The organism is Pseudonocardia sp., from assembly GCF_050250275.1.
Taxonomy (GTDB): domain Bacteria; phylum Actinomycetota; class Actinomycetes; order Mycobacteriales; family Pseudonocardiaceae; genus Pseudonocardia.
The window spans coordinates 48,268-66,141 of record NZ_JBFWOY010000011.1 but is presented as its reverse complement, the minus strand read 5'-3'; the positions used below and the strand labels follow the sequence as shown (position 1 = coordinate 66,141).

17 protein-coding genes are annotated in these 17,874 nt (G+C 71.9%); 6 read left to right on the top strand and 11 right to left on the bottom strand.

The features are described 5' to 3' along the window. Positions 1–67: 67 nt before the first annotated feature. Positions 68–1,189 (bottom strand): HoxN/HupN/NixA family nickel/cobalt transporter, encoded by a 1,122-nt coding sequence (locus AB7F12_RS12360; protein ID WP_428498933.1) that lies wholly within the window; start codon positions 1,187–1,189, stop codon positions 68–70. 185 nt (positions 1,190–1,374) lie between these two features. On the opposite strand from AB7F12_RS12360, the gene AB7F12_RS12355 reads away from it, so the two are divergent. The 5 genes from AB7F12_RS12355 (at position 1,375) to AB7F12_RS12335 (ending at position 6,328) form a co-directional block, all read left to right on the top strand. After that, complete coding sequence (locus AB7F12_RS12355; protein WP_428498934.1) at positions 1,375–2,694, top strand: PucR family transcriptional regulator; 1,320 nt, start codon at positions 1,375–1,377, stop codon at positions 2,692–2,694. 184 nt (positions 2,695–2,878) lie between these two features. Next, positions 2,879–3,811 (top strand): ACP S-malonyltransferase, encoded by a 933-nt coding sequence (locus AB7F12_RS12350; protein WP_428498935.1) that lies wholly within the window; start codon positions 2,879–2,881, stop codon positions 3,809–3,811. Beyond that, a complete protein-coding gene (locus tag AB7F12_RS12345; protein ID WP_428498936.1) occupies positions 3,808–4,794 on the top strand; it encodes a beta-ketoacyl-ACP synthase III in 987 nt (328 codons plus the stop codon). The genes AB7F12_RS12350 and AB7F12_RS12345 overlap by 4 nt, the downstream gene beginning before the upstream one ends. A gap of 50 nt (positions 4,795–4,844) precedes the next feature. Then, positions 4,845–5,087: an acyl carrier protein gene (locus tag AB7F12_RS12340; protein WP_098960337.1), complete on the top strand. Its 243-nt coding sequence runs from the start codon at positions 4,845–4,847 to the stop codon at positions 5,085–5,087. Beyond that, a complete protein-coding gene (locus AB7F12_RS12335) occupies positions 5,084–6,328 on the top strand; it encodes a beta-ketoacyl-[acyl-carrier-protein] synthase family protein (protein ID WP_428498937.1) in 1,245 nt (414 codons plus the stop codon). Before AB7F12_RS12340 ends, AB7F12_RS12335 begins: the two co-directional genes overlap by 4 nt. A gap of 70 nt (positions 6,329–6,398) precedes the next feature. Here AB7F12_RS12335 and AB7F12_RS12330 read toward each other — a convergent pair whose 3' ends face one another. The 4 genes from AB7F12_RS12330 to AB7F12_RS12315 all read right to left on the bottom strand — a co-directional run bounded on the left by AB7F12_RS12330 (position 6,399) and on the right by AB7F12_RS12315 (position 9,697). Beyond that, a complete protein-coding gene (locus AB7F12_RS12330) occupies positions 6,399–6,953 on the bottom strand; it encodes a hypothetical protein (protein ID WP_428498938.1) in 555 nt (184 codons plus the stop codon). A gap of 192 nt (positions 6,954–7,145) precedes the next feature. Continuing rightward, a complete protein-coding gene (locus tag AB7F12_RS12325) occupies positions 7,146–7,634 on the bottom strand; it encodes a DUF3145 domain-containing protein (protein ID WP_428498939.1) in 489 nt (162 codons plus the stop codon). A gap of 221 nt (positions 7,635–7,855) precedes the next feature. Beyond that, positions 7,856–8,962: an MBL fold metallo-hydrolase gene (locus AB7F12_RS12320; RefSeq protein WP_428498940.1), complete on the bottom strand. Its 1,107-nt coding sequence runs from the start codon at positions 8,960–8,962 to the stop codon at positions 7,856–7,858. 9 nt (positions 8,963–8,971) lie between these two features. Further along, the gene (locus AB7F12_RS12315) at positions 8,972–9,697 is read right to left on the bottom strand and encodes a transglutaminase-like domain-containing protein (protein WP_428498941.1); all 726 of its coding nucleotides are present in this window, start codon (positions 9,695–9,697) and stop codon (positions 8,972–8,974) included. 187 nt (positions 9,698–9,884) lie between these two features. On the opposite strand from AB7F12_RS12315, the gene AB7F12_RS12310 reads away from it, so the two are divergent. Beyond that, positions 9,885–10,097 carry a helix-turn-helix domain-containing protein gene (locus tag AB7F12_RS12310; protein ID WP_428498942.1) on the top strand — a complete coding sequence of 71 codons (213 nt, stop codon included), beginning with the start codon at positions 9,885–9,887 and terminating at the stop codon, positions 10,095–10,097. 82 nt (positions 10,098–10,179) lie between these two features. Here the strand turns inward: AB7F12_RS12310 and AB7F12_RS12305 are convergent, their stop codons facing one another. From AB7F12_RS12305 to nrdR, 6 genes are all read right to left on the bottom strand, one after another. Further along, positions 10,180–11,154: a pirin family protein gene (locus AB7F12_RS12305; RefSeq protein ID WP_428498943.1), complete on the bottom strand. Its 975-nt coding sequence runs from the start codon at positions 11,152–11,154 to the stop codon at positions 10,180–10,182. 25 nt (positions 11,155–11,179) lie between these two features. Continuing rightward, positions 11,180–11,992 carry an NUDIX domain-containing protein gene (locus tag AB7F12_RS12300; protein WP_428498944.1) on the bottom strand — a complete coding sequence of 271 codons (813 nt, stop codon included), beginning with the start codon at positions 11,990–11,992 and terminating at the stop codon, positions 11,180–11,182. Between the two features lie 428 nt (positions 11,993–12,420). Further along, positions 12,421–13,485 carry a CHAT domain-containing protein gene (locus AB7F12_RS12295; RefSeq protein WP_428498945.1) on the bottom strand — a complete coding sequence of 355 codons (1,065 nt, stop codon included), beginning with the start codon at positions 13,483–13,485 and terminating at the stop codon, positions 12,421–12,423. 215 nt (positions 13,486–13,700) lie between these two features. Then, positions 13,701–13,841 carry a hypothetical protein gene (locus tag AB7F12_RS12290; protein WP_428498946.1) on the bottom strand — a complete coding sequence of 47 codons (141 nt, stop codon included), beginning with the start codon at positions 13,839–13,841 and terminating at the stop codon, positions 13,701–13,703. A 181-nt stretch (positions 13,842–14,022) separates the two neighbouring features. Continuing rightward, a complete protein-coding gene (locus tag AB7F12_RS12285) occupies positions 14,023–16,878 on the bottom strand; it encodes a vitamin B12-dependent ribonucleotide reductase (protein WP_428502583.1) in 2,856 nt (951 codons plus the stop codon). 145 nt (positions 16,879–17,023) lie between these two features. Next, on the bottom strand, positions 17,024–17,536 hold the full coding sequence (gene nrdR, locus AB7F12_RS12280) for a transcriptional regulator NrdR (protein ID WP_428502584.1): 513 nt from the start codon (positions 17,534–17,536) through the stop codon (positions 17,024–17,026). Positions 17,537–17,874: the final 338 nt, after the last annotated feature.

Below are 17,874 nucleotides of genomic sequence, written 5' to 3'. Positions count from 1 at the left end.
GCCGCGTGTTGCGCAGCTGTTGCACGGCCTGCGGGACCCGGCGCCGAGAGTGATTGTGCCCGGCCGCTCAGCCCTCCTCCGGGCGGGCCAGCCCGGCCGACCACCGCTCCTCGACCCGGCCCAGCTTCCAGACGGCCAGGGCGACGACCCACGTCAGCACGAACAGGCCGACGACCACGAAGCCGACGTCGTCGAGGTCGAGGCCGGCCACCCAGCCGAGCGGGCCCGTCTCGATCCCGAGCTTGTCGGCGAACAGCGACAGCAGCTCGACCATGCCGATGACCAGGGCGACCGCGACCGAGAGCGCAGTGATCGTGACGTTGTAGAACACCTTGCGGACGGGCCGCAGGAACGCCCAGTCGTAGGCGAAGCACATGAAGGCCCCGTCGAGGGTGTCGAACAGGCACATGCCGGCCGCGAACAGCACCGGCAGCACCAGCACGGCGTACCAGGGCAGCGCCCCGGCGGCCGCACCGCCGGCGATCACCAGCAGCGTCACCTCGCTCGCGGTGTCGAAGCCCAGCCCGAACAACAGCCCGACGGGGTACATGTGCCGCGGCCTGCGGACCGCCCGGGTCGCCTTGCCCAGGATGCGGTTCATCAGGCCGCGCCGGTCGAGCTGTTCCTCGAGCTGGGCCTCGTCCCAGCGGCCGCGGCGCATGTCGCGGAACACCCGCAGGATCTGCACGAGGATCACCAGGTTGATCAGCCCGAGCAGCACGAGGAACAGCCCGGACACCCCGGTACTCACGAGTCCGCCGATCTGCTTGAGCGACGAGCCGTCGTCGGAGATCTCGCCGGCGATCGTGTGTACGCCCAGCGAGATCAGTGCGACCAGCACGAGCACCACCGAGGCGTGCCCGAGGGCGAACCAGAACCCGACCGACAGCGGCCGTGGCTGCCCGGGCTCGCGCTCGGCGAGCAGTTTGCGTGTGGTGTTGTCGACCGCCGCGATGTGGTCGGCGTCGAATGCGTGCCGCATCCCGAGCAGGTAGGCCGTCAGCCCGAGGCCGAGGCCGAAGGCGCCGGTCGAGCCCAGCGCGTAGTGGCGGGGCGCGACGAACACCGCCAGCACCCCCCAGCCGGCGACGGTCAGCGCGAGCAGCGACACCCCCATGGCGACGGCGGCGCGCCGCTCCGCGGGCTGCAGGTCGATCCGGGTGCGACCGGTGCCGGGCGGCTGAGCCATCGACGTCCTCTCGTCCGCTCGCGGGGGCGTCCTCGCGGGCGGGTCCAGCACAACAGCGACATCGGCTCGTCGACAACATTGAGCAGGTGACCAGATGGCACGAAGCGGACCGCTTCCGGACACCGCGGAACGAACCACCTCCGTGATCTGAGTCACACGTCCCGGACCGTGCGATGCTTCCGGCCGTGACGCCCGCGACCGGCGCTCCGGTCTCCCCCGCCACCCTGCGCCGTCTCGAGCTCGCCGCCGGTGGCATCGCCGGGGCCTGCCTCGCGGCGATGGACCGCCGCCAGCCGTGGTTCCGCAAGCTGCCCGCCGCGCTGCGCTCGGGCGTCCAGCTCGTCACCCAGACCGGGGTCGCGAACTTCGTGGGCTGGCTCGTCGCCACCGGGGGTGGGCCGACGCGCACCGCGGAGCAGCCCGAACCCCCCGAGCACGCAGGCGAGGTCGCCGCCGTCGCCGACGGCGGCCACGTCGGCACCGGGTCGGTGCGGCTCACCGCCGAGGCGTTCCGGATCGCACCGCGCGACCTCGCCCGCCGGCTCACGCTGCGCCAGACCGTCGAGCTCGTCCGCGTCGCCACCGACGTCCTCGAGGAGCGGCTGCCCCCGCTCGCCGCCGACGACGACGAGTTCCGCGTCCTGTCCGAGGCGGTGCTGCGGTTCGGGCGCGAGGTCGCGTTCGCCGCCGCGACGGCCTACGCCGGAGCGGCCGAGGACCGCGGCGCCTGGGACGCCCGGCTCGAGGCGCTCGTCGTCGACGGCGTCGTGCGCGGCGACACCGGCGACGAACTCGTGTCGCGGGCGTCGGCGCTGGGCTGGGACCCCGCCGGGCCGGTGCGGGTCGTCGTCGGCACCCCACCGTCGGACCACGCACCCGAACGCCTCGGGGAGCTGCGCCGCCGGGCCGGGCGGGCCGGGCGGGCCGTCCTCGTCGGGGCCCAGGGCAGCCGGCTGATCGTGCTGCTGTCGGGCGCCGACACCGACAACGAGTCCGACGACCTCGCCGCGGTCCTCGCCGCCGTCGCGCTGGACTTCGGGCCCGGCCCGGTCGTCGTGGGACCGCTCGCCGCCGACCTGCCGTCGGCACACGCCAGCGCCCGCGACGCCCTGTCCGGGCTGCGCGCGGCACCCGCGTGGCCGGAGGCGCCGCGTCCCGTCCCCGCCGACGACCTGCTCCCCGAACGTGCGTTCTCCGGCGACCCCGAGGCACACCGCCGGCTCGTCGAGACCGTCGTGGCGCCGCTGGCCGAGGCCGGCGGCGAGCTGTGGCGGACCCTCGCCACCTACCTCGACGGCGGCGGTTCGCTGGAGGCGTGCGCGCGGACCCTGTTCGTGCACCCCAACACCGTCCGCTACCGGCTGCGCAGGGTGAGTGACCTCACGGGCCGCTCCCCCGCCGACCCGCGCGACGCGCTCGTCCTGCGCGCGGCGCTGCTGGCCGGGCGGCTCGCGGGCGCCGAGGACGGGCCCGACCCGTCGGCGCGGCCCGGCGCTGCGTCCTGAGCTGCGGCGAATCGGACCCGACCGTGGCGCGACGGGTTGCGACTCCTACAAACGACGGTCCCCCCACGTGGCGAGTCGTCGGTCACATAGTCTGGGTCGTTGTGGAGAACCTCCAAAAGGCACCCGCGGAGTTCGTGCGTGCCGCTATCCCGCGCGAACACCTCACCGGTGTTCGCTGTCCGTCGTGATCGCGCTGCTCGCGCCGGGTCAGGGCTCCCAGACCCCCGGCATGCTGACCCCGTGGCTCGACGACCCCGGGGCCGAGGAGACCATCGCCGCCTGGTCCGACGCCATCGGCCTCGACCTGCGGCGCCTCGGCACCACCGCGGACGCCGACGAGATCAAGGACACCGCGGTCACCCAGCCCCTGGTCGTCGCGACCGCGCTGCTGGCCGCCGCCCGGCTCGGCGGCCACGTCACGCTGCCCGGGTCGAGCCCGATCGCCGGGCACTCCGTCGGTGAGCTCGCCGCCGCCGCGATCGCCGGCGTCCTCGGCACCGACGCCGCCGTCTCCCTGGCCGCCGTCCGCGGCCGTGAGATGGCCGCCGCGTGCGCGCTCGAACCGACCGGCATGAGTGCGACCCTGGGTGGGAACCCCGACGACGTGCTCGCACGACTGTCCGAGCTCGGCCTCGACCCGGCGAACCGCAACGGCGCCGGCCAGATCGTCGCGGCCGGCCGGCTCGCCGCGCTCGACGAGCTCGCCGCGAACCCGCCGGAGCGCGCCCGCGTCAAGGCGCTGCCCGTCGCCGGCGCCTTCCACACCCGGTTCATGGCCCCCGCCGAGGACGCGCTGCGCGAGCACGCCGCCTCGATCCAGCCGGCCGACCCGAGCCGGCCGCTGCTGTCCAACGCCGACGGCACCGTCGTCACCGACGGCGCCGAGGCGCTGCGCAGGCTCGTCTCCCAGGTGACCCGGCCCGTCCGCTGGGATGCCTGCATGTCCACGTTGCGCGAGAAGGGGGTGACCGCGGTGATCGAGCTGCCACCCGCGGGTGCACTGGTCGGACTGGTCAAGCGCGAGCTGAAGGGCACCGCCACACTGGCCCTCAAGACCCCCGACGACCTCGACGCGGCCGCCGCCCTCGTCACCGAGCACACGGAGGCCCGGGCATGAGCCGGCTCACCCTCGCGCCCGCGGCCCCCGGCGCACGCATCATCGGCATGGGCAGCTACCAGCCCGAGAAGATCGTCACCAACGACGACCTCGCCGCCCGCGTCGAGACCAACGACCAGTGGATCCGTGAGCGCGTCGGCATCGTCGAGCGCCGCGTCGCCGCCGACGACGAGCTCCTCGTCGCCATGGCCGCCGAGGCGGGCCGGCTCGCGGTCAAGGACGCCGGGATCGCCCCCACCGACGTCGACACCGTCATCGTCGCCACCTGCACGATGCCGTTCCCGATCCCCAACGCGGCCGCCCAGACCGCCGACCGGATCGGCATCGTCGCGCCCGGCGCGTTCGACCTCAACGCCGCCTGCGCGGGCTTCAGCTACGCGCTGGGGACCGCCGCCGACCTCATCCGCGCGGGCTCCGCCCGCACGGCGCTCGTCATCGGCGCCGAGAAGCTCACGGACTGGCTCGACTGGGACGACCGCTCCACCTGCATCATCTTCGCCGACGGCGCCGGAGCGGCGGTCCTGTCCGCCGCCCCCGACGCCGAGTCGGTGGGCGTCGGCCCCGTCGCCTGGGGTTCGGCCGGCGACCTGCACTCCATGATCGAGGTCCGCCCGCACAACAACGCGCTCGCCCAGGAGGGCCAGGCGGTCTTCCGCTGGGCGACGACGAAGATCGCCCCGGTCGCCCTGCGCGCCATCGAGCTGGCCGGGCTCACCCCCGCCGACATCGACGTGCTCGTCCCCCACCAGGCCAACCTGCGGATCGTCGAGGCCGTCGCGAAGCGGTTGCGGGCCAAGGGCGCCCGCCAGGACATGGTCGTCGCCGACGACATCGTCCACTCGGGCAACACCTCGTCGGCGTCGATCCCGCTCGCCCTCGACCACATGCGCACCGCCGGCCGCATCCGGTCCGGCGACGTCGCCCTGCTCGTCGGGTTCGGCGCCGGGCTGTCCTATGCCGGCCAGGTCGTCGTCTGTCCCTAGGATCGTCGACCGACGGACCTCCCACAGTTTCCCACCAGAAGGAGCACCCAGTGGCTGACAACGCCGAGATCCTCGCCGGCCTCGCCGAGATCGTCGAGGAGGTCGCCGGTATCGACGCCGGTGACGTCGCGGCCGAGAAGTCGTTCGTCGACGACCTCGACATCGACTCGCTGTCGATGGTCGAGATCGCCGTCCAGGCCGAGGACAAGTTCGGTGTGAAGATCCCCGACGAGCAGCTCGCCGAGCTCAAGACGGTGGGCGACGCGGTGGACTACATCGCGAAGAACCAGTGACGGGGGCCCCCGTCGAGGTCGTCGTCACCGGGTACGGCGCGACCACCCCGCTGGGCGGGGACGCCGCGTCGACCTGGGAGGCGCTGCTGGCCGGGAAATCGGGCGTCGCCACGACGCAGGGCGCCTTCACCGAGCGGTTCGACCTCCCGGTGAAGATCTCCGCCCAGCTGGCCGTCGAGCCGACGGACGTCATCGCCCGGGTGCAGGCCCGACGCATGGACCGCTGCGAGCAGGTCGCCGTCGTCGCCGCCCGTGAGGCGTGGGCGCACGCGGGCCTCGACGGCGACGACCCGAAGGTCGAACCCGAGCGGCTCGCGGTCTGTGTCGGCACCGGTATCGGCGGGGCGGTGACCCTGCTCGACCAGGACGACCTGCTCGAGAGCGGTGGGGTCCGCAAGGTGTCCCCGCTGACCGTCCCGATGCTGATGCCCAACGGACCGGCCGCCGTCGTCAGCCTCGAACTGGGGGCACGCGCGGGCACGCACGCGCCGGTCTCGGCGTGCGCGTCCGGCGCCGAGGCACTCGCGTGGGCGTACCGGCTGCTGCAGGACGGCGACGCCGACGTCGTCATCGCCGGCGGCGCGGAAGCCTGCATCACCGGCATCACCGTCGCCGGTTTCGTCCAGTCGCGCACGCTCAGCCAGCGCAACGACGACCCGGAACGTGCGTCGCGCCCGTTCGACACGGGCCGCGACGGGTTCGTCCTCGGCGAGGGCGCCGGCATCCTGGTTCTGGAGCGGGCGGACTTCGCGAAGGCCCGTGGGGCGACGATCCACGGCCGGCTCGCCGGCTACGGGCTGACCTCCGACGGCTACCACATCACCGGGCCCGATCCCTCGGGAGCGGGACAGTCGCGGGCCATGCTCAAGGCCGTCAGGACCGCGGGCCTGGAGCCGTCGGACATCACGCACGTGAACTGCCACGCGACCTCCACGGTCGCCGGCGACGTGGGCGAGGCCGCGGCGGTGCGCAAGGCGCTGGGCGACCAGCCGGTGCTGACGGCGCCGAAGTCGGCGCTGGGGCACCTGGTCGGCGCCGCGGGGGCGGTGGAGAGCCTCGTGACGATGCTGTCGATCCGCGACGGGATCGTCCCGGCAACCCTCAACCTCGACGAGCTCGACCCGGGCGTCTCGCTCGACGTCGTCCGCGGCGAGCCGCGCAAGATGGACATCGACGCCGCGATGAACAACTCGTTCGGCTTCGGCGGGCACAACGCCTCGGTGGTCTTCACCAAGGTGTGAGCCTCGTTCTCGCAGCTCAGAGCCTGTGGGTGGCAATGGTCGCCACCGCGACCACTGCCACCCACACGGTTCAGCAGGGTTCGGACAGCAGACTGCCGGCGGAGCCCGTCTCCAGCCGCGGCGGGTCGCCCAGCATGGGGAACGCCCCGCGCCAGCAGATGCGCGGCACCCTCAGGTCGGGCGGCGCGTCCTCCAGCGACTGCGTCGACACGAACCGCACCATGGCCAGCACCCGGCCACCACCGACGTCGTCGATGCGGTCGACCCGGATCGTGCCGTCGGTCGCGGTGTCGACCGAGGCCATCCAGTGCTCCCGGGGCTGCTGGGCCACCCGCTCGGGCACCACCGAGACCGACCACAGGTCGTAGTCGCGCGAGTTGATCGCGTCGAAATAGCGCTGCAGCTGGCTGCGGACAGCCTCTGCCAGCGGATGGTCCTCCGCGTCGGACGACAGCTCGACCTGCGACGAGCCCGCCCCGGACGCCGGCAGCGCCGGGGGCGCGCCGGACGGTGCGACGCCCTCGAACATGCGCCCGCCCAGCACCCAGGCCGAGACCCCGGCCGCGACGAGCAGCGCCACCAGGGCGACCGCGAGCGCGGGTGTGTAGCGGACCCCCGACCTCACCCCGCCGACGTCCTCACCGGTCGTGCATCCCCCACGATCACAGTCTCCCCGACCGCCCCGACACGATCACGGCGGCCCTCCCCCGGGCCGGGCGCAACCCGGCCGCCGTCCACAGTGGGGCCGCAGGACCGTCGGGGTGCGCGCCGCCGCGGGCCCCGACCGGTAGGCGGAGAGAACGCGGCTCCGCGACCGTCAGCCGACCTGGTGCAGCCAGGTGACCGGGGCGCCGTCACCGGCCAGCCGGAAGGGCTCGAGCGCGTTGTCCCACGCCGAGCCGAGCAGCGCGTCGACACCCGCGTGGATCTTGCCCGCCGACGACCCCGCCATCACGGCCCGCAGCTGGTCCTCGCCCACGACGATGTCGCCGTTGGCGCTCGTGCGCCCCCGCCACATCCCGAGTCCGGGGACATAACAGAACCGCTCACCGTCGACGCCCGGGCTGGGCTCCTCGGTGACCTCGAACCGCAACATCGGCCAGGCGCGAAGCGCGCCGGCGAGTGCACCACCGTTTCCGGCCACGCCAGACCACGTCACCTCCGCCCGGAGTGTTCCGGGCGCGGCCGACTGCGGAGTCCACTGGAGAGAGACTTTGCTCCCCAGTACCCCCGACATCGCCCATTCGACGTGCGGGCAGACCGCAGTCGGCGACGAGTGGACGAAAACCACGCCGCGTGTGCTCACTGCAGACCTCCGCTGTTCGACGAGGATCGTCTTCCCCTACGTCCTCGCGCACCGCGTCGGCGAACAGATCGCGTCAAGCTGTGACCCTGGTGGGCCGGTTCGGCCGGGCGGACCCGGCGGTGATCGGCTGTCGGTGATCACTCTGCCCGATGGGGCCGTCCGGGGCAAAGGATCCCGGCGCGTCGGGCGTGTCGATCACCCGTGTCGCTGCTCGCGCGTACTCACCCCGCGCGGTAGTGGACCACCGCGACATCGCTGCCGTCCGGAACCGCGGACGTCGGGTCGGCGTCGGACACGACCAGCCCGCGCTCGACGAGCACGTCCAGGTGCACCCCCGTCTCCAGGACCGCCAGCATCCGGTTGAACGGGTCGAGCTCGGCCAGCGTGCGGCCGCGTCGCGTCCAGGCCAGCGTCGCGGCGACCTCGTACGCGGTCGTGCGGCCCTCGGCCAGGCCTGCGAGCGTGTCGTCGAGACGCTGGGCGTGGTGGGCGAGCAGCTCGTCGACCCGCTCGTGGACCCGCCGTCCCACCTTGCCGTGGGCGGGCAGCATCGCGGCGTCGGGCCGGTCGCGCAGCAGCTGCAACGACGTCAGGAAGTCCGACAGCGGGCTCGGCGGCGCGACCGGCTCGAACCCGATGGACGGCGTGATCGTCGGCAGCACGTGATCGCCGGTGAACATGAGGTCGTTGGCCGCATCGGAGAAGACCATGTGGCCGCGGGTGTGGCCCGGCGTCGCGATCGCGGTCAGCGTGCGCCCGAGCGGGCCGCCTTCCGTGCTCCGCTCCTCGGGGCCGACCGTGAGCACCGCGCCGTCCTCCAGCCACTCGTCCGGAGGCTCCCACAGCCGCAGGTCCATCCGCGGCGGCGGGTTCGCGGTGATGAGATCGGCCAGGTCGGCCGCACCGGCCCGACGCAGCCGCTCCATGTGCGACGAGCCGCCCTGCGCACGGTCGGGACGGTTGATCTCGTCGAGACCCACCTTCTCCCCCGCGCCCAGCAGCACCCGCGACCCGAAGCGCCGCCGCAGCTCCACACCCATCGTGTAGTGGTCGCGGTGCGAGTGCGTGCACAGGAACCGGCGCACGCCCTGCAGCCCCGTGCCCAGCGCCGACAGGCTCTCGGCCAGCAGCTCCTCGGCGACGGTGAGCGCCCAGCCCGAGTCGACGAGCGTCCAGCCGTCGACGTCCTCGATCGCGTAGACGTTGACGGCCCGCAGCCCGTCGTTGGGCAGAGGCAGCGGGATGCGGTAGACGCCCGGGGCGCAGCGATAGGTACCGGGTGCGGTCCAGTCGCCGTCGGGCTCGTCGTCGAGGATCGTCGCGCTCACCCCAGCACCCTAGGCGGAGGTGGGCGCGGAGAACTCGTCGGTGCCTGCGTGAGAGTCGCCACCGAGCAGCGCCTCACCGTAGGTCGCGCGGAACCGGGTGAGGATCGTGTCGAGGGGCAGATCGGCCGACGGGCCGTGGTCGACGACGTACTCCATGTACCGGGAGCCGTCACCGGTGAACTGGTGCATCAGCGCGTGTCCGGCACCGTCGAAGTCGAGCGGCTCGACCCCGAACCGGCGACACAGCTCGGCGTTGAACGCCGGCGAGGCCTTCAGCCAGCGGCCCCCGACGTACAGCTCGCTGTAACCGTGGTGGATGAACACGTCGTGGCCGTTCATCAGCGCGCGCAGCCGCGGGGTGTTGAGGTGGTTGCGGACGTCGGCGAACCCCAGCCGTGCCGGGATACCGACGGCCCGCGCCGACGCCGTGAGCAGCACCGCCTTGGGTACGCACCAGTTGCGCGGGGCCACCGCGACCGCGCTCGCCCGGTAGTCACCCGGATCGGTGCTGATCCGGAAGGGGTCGTACCAGATGCGGTCGCGGACGGCGCCGAACAACAGCCCCGCCCGGCGCACCTCGTCGTCCTCGCCGTCGACGGCCCGCTCCGCGAACTCCCGCACCGCGGGGGCGTCGGAGTCGACGAACTCCCCCGGCGCCAGGTTGTCGCCCGGACGGTCCGAGACCGATGCGGTCGTGCCCCTGTCCATCACAGGCAGCCCCTCACTCTCCGTCATGCCAGGCTCGCACGCCGTCACCGTACCGCGCAGTCCACTATCCAGCCATACCACCCGGTCGGGGTGGGTTTCCCACCTCGGAGGTGACGCTTCGTCGATTAGTGTCGCCATGCAGCAAATCGGTCAGGTGACCGTCGCGACCGGGATGTACGGCTCGTGACGGCACGGAAGGAGCGGGGGTCCGTCGATGGTGGCAGGCAAGCCGGAGCGCCCGGAGGTGGTGCAGGCGCCGTTCCTCACCGTCGCCGAGGTGGCCGAACGGATGCGGGTCTCGAAGATGACGGTCTACCGGCTGGTGCACAGCGGCCAGCTGCCCGCCGTCCGGTTCGGACGCTCGTTCCGGGTACAGCGCAGCGCCGTGGACGACCTCATCGAGTCGGCCCGCTACGAGGCGGGCTGACCCGGGGCGACCGAACCCGCCGAGTTCGACAGGAGAACGGTTCCGGGCCTTCCCGGAGCAATCCCCTGTCGGACTCGGCGGCTCAGCGGGTGCGGCCGCGCGGACGCAGCGGCACCGGCGGCATCGCGGGCGCCGACAGCGGGGCCCCGTCGTAGCCCGTGACCTCACCGAACCGGGCCGGGCCCGTACCACTGATCTCGGCCTGCCACGCCGACCGTGCCGCGCGCACCTCGTCGCCGCTGCGACCGACGAAGTTCCACCACATGACGATCTCCTCGTCGAACGGCACGCCCCCCAGCAGCAGGAACCTGCTCGCCGACGCCGCGCGCAACCGCAGCTGCGACCGGCCGCACCCCAGATAGCACAACGTTCCCGGGTCGAGAACACCGTCGATGTCCGGCTCCCCGGAGACCGTCAGGACCGCGTGCTCGAAGTCGGGCTCCAACGGGATCACCACGTCCGCGCCCGCCGCCAGCTCCACGTCCACCCCGACCAGCGGGGTGTGCACCCGCCCCGGCGACCGCGCCTCGGCGAACTCACCGAGCAGCACCGTCGCGCGCACACCCGCGCCCGTGACCGCCGGCAGCCCCGCGTGGAACTCGAACCGCGGCGCCGTCCCACGCGCGCCGTCGGGCAGCGCCACCCACAGCTGGGCACCGTGCAGCAGCGGCGCGTGCGGATCGGGCGACTGCTCCGCATGCGCGATACCCCGGCCCGCCGTCATCAGCGCCAGCTCCCCCGGGCCGATCATCGTGTCGCTGCCCAGGCTGTCGCGGTGGTGAACCGTGCCCTCCAGCAGCCAGCTCACCGTCTGCAACCCGATGTGCGGGTGCGGCGGCACCTGCATACCGGGAGCCTGCGCGACGTCGTCGGGGCCGTAGTGGTCGACGAAACACCACGCGCCGACCATGCGCCGGCCCAACGTCGGCAGCAGGCGGCGGACCCGGGTCGACCCACCCAAGGCGACCGTCTTGGCGGGCAGCACCTCCCGCACCGGCTCCGCCCGCGCCTGCGGCCCACAGACCTCGACCACCGGCCGCGTCGACGTGTCGCTCATCCCCCGGTCACCGGACTCATCGGACTCATCGGTCCAGAGTAGGACGCACGCCCTCGACGTCGAACCCGAACGCCGCGACCGCAGGGACAGGTGCGTCGCCGGCCAGCCACCCGAGGACCTGCCGCTCGTGCGGCACCACCGGCTCGGGCAACCCCGCCAGCGGGAACCACCCGACCCCCTCGGACTTGTCGTCCTCGACGGCGCGCGGCTCCCCCGACCAGCGCCGGCAGGTGAAGAAGAAGTCGACGCGCTCGTCGACGGGCAGGCCCGTCGCCTGCGTACGGTGCAGCGTCGTCAGCGGCCGCAGGTCCGCCGGGTCGACGACGATGCCCAGCTCCTCGGCCGCCTCCCGCACGGCGGCGCGCTGCACCGACTCGCCGTCCTCCACGTGCCCCGCCGCCGCCGACGCCCAGAACCCGTCCATGAACCCGGTGCCGGCGCGCAGCTGCAACAGCACCTCCGCCCCCTCAGGGCCGTCACGGAGCAGCAGGACATAGGCGGCGGGGACGAGCCGGAACCGGTCGGTCACGATGGCCGACAGTACGGGGAACGCTCCGGGCCGCGGTCGGGGGAACCGCGGCCCGGAGCAGGACTCGGCGCGCGGTCGGTCCGCGCGCACCACCGTGCCGACGTCCTCGCCCGCCAGCGCGGCCGTCAGCTGCCCCGGGACCAGACCGTTGACGACCTGGATGCGGCGCACGTGCTTGGCGCGGCCCATCAGCTCCAGCACGACCCGGTCGACCGGCAGCGACCCGAACCCCCCGTCCAGCAGCTCCGCCGCCGTCGCCGACGGCACGAGCCTCGCGCCCGGAACCGCCCTCGGGTCGGCGGGGAACACCGCTGACGTCCTTGACGTAGATCCGATCGGCGCCGAACGCGTCGGCCAGCAGCAGCGATCCCGCGTCGCTGCGGTGCGGCGGGATCTTGCCCAGCGCCGCCGGCCGCTCGTAGAGGCCGTAGGGCGGGTAGCCGTTGGCCACCGCCGCGTTGCTCGACGCCAGGTGCACCGCCAGCTGGTGGCCGACCGTGCCGTGCGCCAGGTACGACACCCCGTGTTCGGCCAGCAGCGCCGCGACCATGTGGCCGTTCTGCTCCGCCTCGGTCGCCACCAGACCGGCCAGCACACCCGTCGGCAGCCCGAGATCGAGGCCCACCCCAGGACGTGCCGCGCCCGGATGCCCGCACCCGTCCACAACGTTGCCTCTAACACAACATCGATGCAGCCGATGAAAGTTAGCCGGCCCGACCGGGGGCGGCACCACCTACCTAGCCCGTCGCCTCGGTCGCGTCGGGCGGAACGACGAGGGTCAGCGAGCGGGGGTCGGCATCGGCCGCGTGGAAAAGTTGCGGCAGCTCGGCCCCGGTCAGGCCGTTGAGGGCCAGACTCGCGCGGCCCAGCTCGTGCGCCTCATGCAGGGAGGTCCCGTCTGCGATAGAGGTGTAGAACCGTGCGGCGTAGGAGATCGCCGTCCCGTCCTCGACGCTTTCGGACATTCCGATCGCGAACGGAACGACCTGCTCGACTAGCCGGGCCGCCTGATCCGCCGACTCGCACGAGTTGAGCATCACCAACAGCGGGGGTTCGCTCACAGCACCCACTGTCCTGACAAAGGCGTCGGCTTCGACGTGGACGCCAGCGTGGGGCATATCAACATCGTTCTCGAACACCAGCAAGTCCTTGCTGCTGTGTCCTGAGAAGTGGACGACGTGAGGACGGAACCTGACCAAACCGTCGATCAGGTCATCGGTAGTCGCCGAGGTCTTGACCTCGAACTCGATGAGATCGCGGTGCAGGGCGCTCTCGGTCGCGCGGCGAATCCGTGTCTGTTCACGGCCAACCCGAAGGTTCCCCTCTGCCGAGGCTGCGAGCATCAGGATCCGCAGCCGCTCTGCCTTCGGCGGCCGCATCTTCTGCAGCTCAGTCACATCAGCTTCAGTCCGAGCAAGCCTCGCCATCAGCTGCCGATGGTCCTGGTCGGCTCGTCGCCGAGCCGCTGCATGCTCTGCTTGCTGCTTCCGAGACTCGTCCTGCTCGGCCTTCGACAGTCGGGCCTGTAAAGAGGCGATGTCCTTCGCGAGACTGGCAACCTTGCCCTGCGCGTTAGCGGCATCCTTGGCCGCGTCGTTCGCCGCCTTCTCGTAGCGTTCGGCGTCGCGGTGCCTCGAGCGGCGAGTGATCTCGCTCCTCGTGCCGCTTGCGGCTGCCCTGGCCTTGGCGGCGTCGGCGCGCTTGTCGGCGTCCTTCTTGCGGGCATCCCCCGCCTTGCGCTCGGCTGCAGCCTGCTGCTCCTGCTTCCTGAGCAGTTCCCTGCGGTAGTGATCGCTGTTCATGGCGCTGCCTCTCCGCGCGCCACCTCAGACCTGGCGCGCGACCACTCTGAGATACATGACCTCATAGTCTTCGGATCCGACGTTGGCGCACGCAGGCGTGGCCGATCGGGTAGTAATTGGCCACTTCCCGTCGCGCGATGCACCGCAGCGTCGTTAGGGTTCCGAGGCTCGGGCCGAGGATGCCTCATACATCCTCGGCCCGGCCCTCGTCGCCCCTACTTCTTCTTGCTCGGGCGCGTCTGCGCCAGAGCGCTTCCAGCAGCTGACTTAGCCGCCGGCGACGCCTTGCTCTGCAGGACCTTCGACGCCGCCTTCGCGGCCTTCGCGCTGGTCTGCTTTGGATTGACCTTCGCCATGCTTCCTCCTTTCTGAGCTCCGATCCGCCTCGGGCCGCCTAGATCCTCAACAGAGTCCTAGGCGGCCCGAGTCATCGGTGGGCTGCGCCCACCGGCCGTCGTGTGGGGGTAGCTACCCCTTCTGCGTAGTTGTCGGCCGACGCGACGCGACCTGTTGCAGCTAGCGCAGTATCGCCTACTTTCAGCTGCAGCCGCTGGTCGAGCCGCAGCCCTCGCACAGGTAGCACGACCCGGCGGGACGCATCTTCGTGCCGCAGGTCAGGCACAGCGGCGCGTCGGCCGCCTTGCCCAGCCGCAGCTCCAGCAGCTCCGTCGAGCTCCCCACCGTGGCAGGAGCCGAGGCCGGCGGGGTGGGCTCGTCGACCGACACCGTCGACCGCAGCGACGTCAGGTCCACGTCGGGAACCAGGTCCGGCGCGCCGTAGTTCGTCGCCACCTGCGCCGACCGCTCCTCCGCGGAGAAGATGCCCAGCTCGGCACGCTTCTCATAGGTCAGGTGGTCGAGCGCGAGCCGGCGGAACAGGTAGTCGAGCACGCTCGTCGCGATCCGGATGTCCGGGTCGTCGGTCATCCCCGCCGGCTCGAAGCGCAGGTTGGAGAACTTCGAGACGTAGAACTCCAGCGGGATGCCGTACTGCAGCCCCACCGAGATCGACATGGAGAAGGCGTCCATGACACCGGACAGCGTGGAGCCCTGCTTGCCGAGCTTGACGAAGATCTCGCCCAGACCGTCGTCCGGGTAGGAGCCGGCGGTCAGGTAGCCCTCCGCACCCCCGACCGTGAACGACACCGTCTCGCTCGGGCGCTTCTTGGGCAGCCGGCGCCGCACCGGACGGTGCTCGTGCGGCTCTGCGGTGGTCTCCGCGACCGCGTCCTTGCGGGCCTCCTTGCCCGCACTCAGCGGCTGGCCCACCTTGCAGTTGTCGCGGTAGATCGCCAGCGCCTTGAGGCCCAGCTTCCAGCCCTCGAGGTAGATCTTCTCGACGTCCTCGACGGTGGCCGCCTCCGGCATGTTCACCGTCTTGGAGATCGCGCCGGACAGGAACGGCTGCACCGCAGCCATCATCCGGACGTGGCCCATGGCGGGGATGACCCGCTCACCCATGGCGCAGTCGAACACCTCGTAGTGCTCGGTGCGCAGGCCCGGGGCGTCGACGACGTGGCCGTGCTCGGCGACGAACTCGACGATCGCCTCGGCCTGCTCGTCCTGGTAGCCCAGCCTCGCGAGCGCCCGCGGGACCGTCTGGTTGACGATCTGCATCGAGCCGCCGCCGACGAGCTTCTTGAACTTGACCAGCGCCAGGTCCGGCTCGATGCCGGTCGTGTCGCAGTCCATCATCAGGCCGATCGTGCCCGTGGGGGCCAGCACGGAGGCCTGCGCGTTGCGCCAGCCGTTGCGCTCGCCGACCGCCAGGCACTCCTTCCACGTGATCGTCGCCAGCTTGTGGACGTGGGTGCTCGCAGCGAAAGTGCGCACGTCGTCGTTGGCCGCGGCGTGCTTGCGCATGACCCGCTGGTGGCCCTCGGCGTTGCGGGCATAGCCCTCGTAGGTGCCGACGACACCGGCGAGCTCGGCCGAACGCTTGTAGGCGGCACCCGTCATCAGGGACGTGATCGACGCCGCCAGGGCCCGGCCGCCCTCGGAGTCGTAGGCGTGACCGGTGGCCATCAGCAGCGCGCCCAGGTTGGCGTAGCCGATGCCGAGCTGGCGGAACTTGCGCGTGGTGTCGCCGATCGGCTCCGTCGGGAAGTCGGCGAAGCAGATGGAGATGTCCATCGCGGTGATGACGAACTCGACGGCCCGGCGGAAGCGGTCGGCGTCGAACAGGCCGTCGGCACCCAGGAACGTGAGCAGGTTCAGCGACGCCAGGTTGCAGCTGGAGTTGTCGAGGTGCATGTACTCCGAGCACGGGTTGGACGCGGAGATGCGGCCCGACTCGGGGCAGGTGTGCCAGTCGTTGATCGTGCCGTCGTACTGGATGCCCGGGTCGGCGCACGCCCACGCGGCCTGCGCGATACCGCGGAACAGCGTGCGCGCATCGACGGAGTCGATGACCTCGCCGGTCATCCGGGCGCGCAGCCCGAAGGCGGTGCCCTCCTCGACGGCGCGCATGAACTCGTCGTTGACCCGCACGGAGTTGTTGGCGTTCTGGTACTGCACCGAGGTGATGTCGGCGCCGCCCAGGTCCATGTCGAATCCGGCGTCGCGCAGCACGCGAACCTTGGCCTCCTCCTTGGCCTTGGTCTCCACGAACTCCTCGATGTCGGGGTGGTCGACGTCGAGCACGACCATCTTCGCCGCACGACGCGTCGCGCCGCCCGACTTGATCGTCCCCGCCGACGCGTCGGCACCACGCATGAACGACACCGGGCCGCTCGCCGTGCCGCCGCTGGAGAGCAGCTCCTTCGACGACCGGATGCGGGAGAGGTTGAGCCCGGCACCGGAGCCGCCCTTGAAGATCAGGCCCTCCTCGCGGTACCAGTTCAGGATCGACTCCATCGTGTCGTCGACCGCGAGGATGAAGCAGGCGCTGACCTGCTGCGGCGACGACGTGCCGACGTTGAACCACACCGGCGAGTTGAAGCTGAACACCTGGTGCAGCAGCATCCAGGTGAGCTCGTGGGCGAAGACCTCGGCGTCGTCGTCGGTGGCGAAGTAGCCGTTCTCGACACCGGCCCGGTGATACACCCCGACGACCCGGTCGATCAGCTGACGCAGGCTCGACTCGCGGGTGGGCGAACCCACCGCGCCACGGAAGTACTTGCTGGTGACGATGTTGGTCGCGTTCAGCGACCACGCCGACGGGAACTCCACGCCGCGCTGCTCGAAGTTGACGGTGCCGTCACGCCAGTTCGTCATGACGACGTCGCGACGCTCCCACTCCACCTCGTCGTAAGGGTGCACGCCCGCGGTCGTGAACAGCCGCTCGACGGTCAGCCCGGCCGTCCGCTTGCGCCCGGCCCGGCTCCCGGCCTTCGCGCCACGCGTGTTCCCGGCAGCGTCCCCCGAGGCCGTCGCCCCGACCGTCTCCGTCATCCTCGTCCTCTTCCCCTGAGCAACCGTGGTGCGGTGGTGCCGCACCGATGTCAACGACCACGCCGGCGAACGAGCCGCCCGGCGGGCCGTCCGATGGGTCGACCGGCCGGTGTCGCGCGCCGGCCGGGCGACAGGCGATGTCGTCCTACGTGTTCTTCCGCGGGGCGGTGTTCGCCCCCGCAGCGCCAACCACGTCGTCGGCTGCTTCCCCGGCATCCGACTTCCGCAGGTCCGCGATCTCCTTCTCGAAGTCGTCGATCGACGAGAAGGACCTGTACACACTCGCGAAGCGCAGGTACGCCACCTCGTCGAGCTCGCGCAACGGCCCGAGGATCGCCAGCCCCACCTCGTGGCTGGGAATCTCGGCCGTCCCGCCCGCCCGGACCGCCTCCTCGACACGGTGCGCCAACTGCTGCAGCGCGTCCTCGTCGACGGGGCGCCCCTGGCACGCGCGTCGCACTCCGCTGACCACCTTGTCGCGGAGGAAGGGCTCGGTCACCCCGCTGCGCTTGACGACCGCGAGCACCGGCTCCTCGACCGTGGTGAACCGCCGTCCGCACGACGCGCACGAGCGGCGGCGGCGTGTCGCCTGCCCGTCGTCGACCTCACGGGAGTCGATGACGCGGCAGTCGGAGTGACGGCAGAACGGGCAGCGCACAGAAGTGATCCTCTCTCCGAGAGCGACCGACAACCCAACCTGTGGCCGAACGACACCTATGTAACCACAATATGTTGGGGTCGTCGCCACCGGGCGGCCCACAGGTTGCAGGTTCAGCCGATCCGGTGGGTCGGCGGGGGCGGACCCTGCCACCCGTTGTCGCGGAGCGCGTCGTGGCGGCCACTCTGCGCGGCCGACCGACGTTCCGAACCGTCCCCGACAGGCCCCGCCCGGGGCCTCCCGCCACGACGCGCGACCACCCCGGGACGGCCACGGAGCCACGATCCGACTCGTCCGGCGTGCCGGCGAGACCCGATCCGCAGCGCCCGACACTGCCA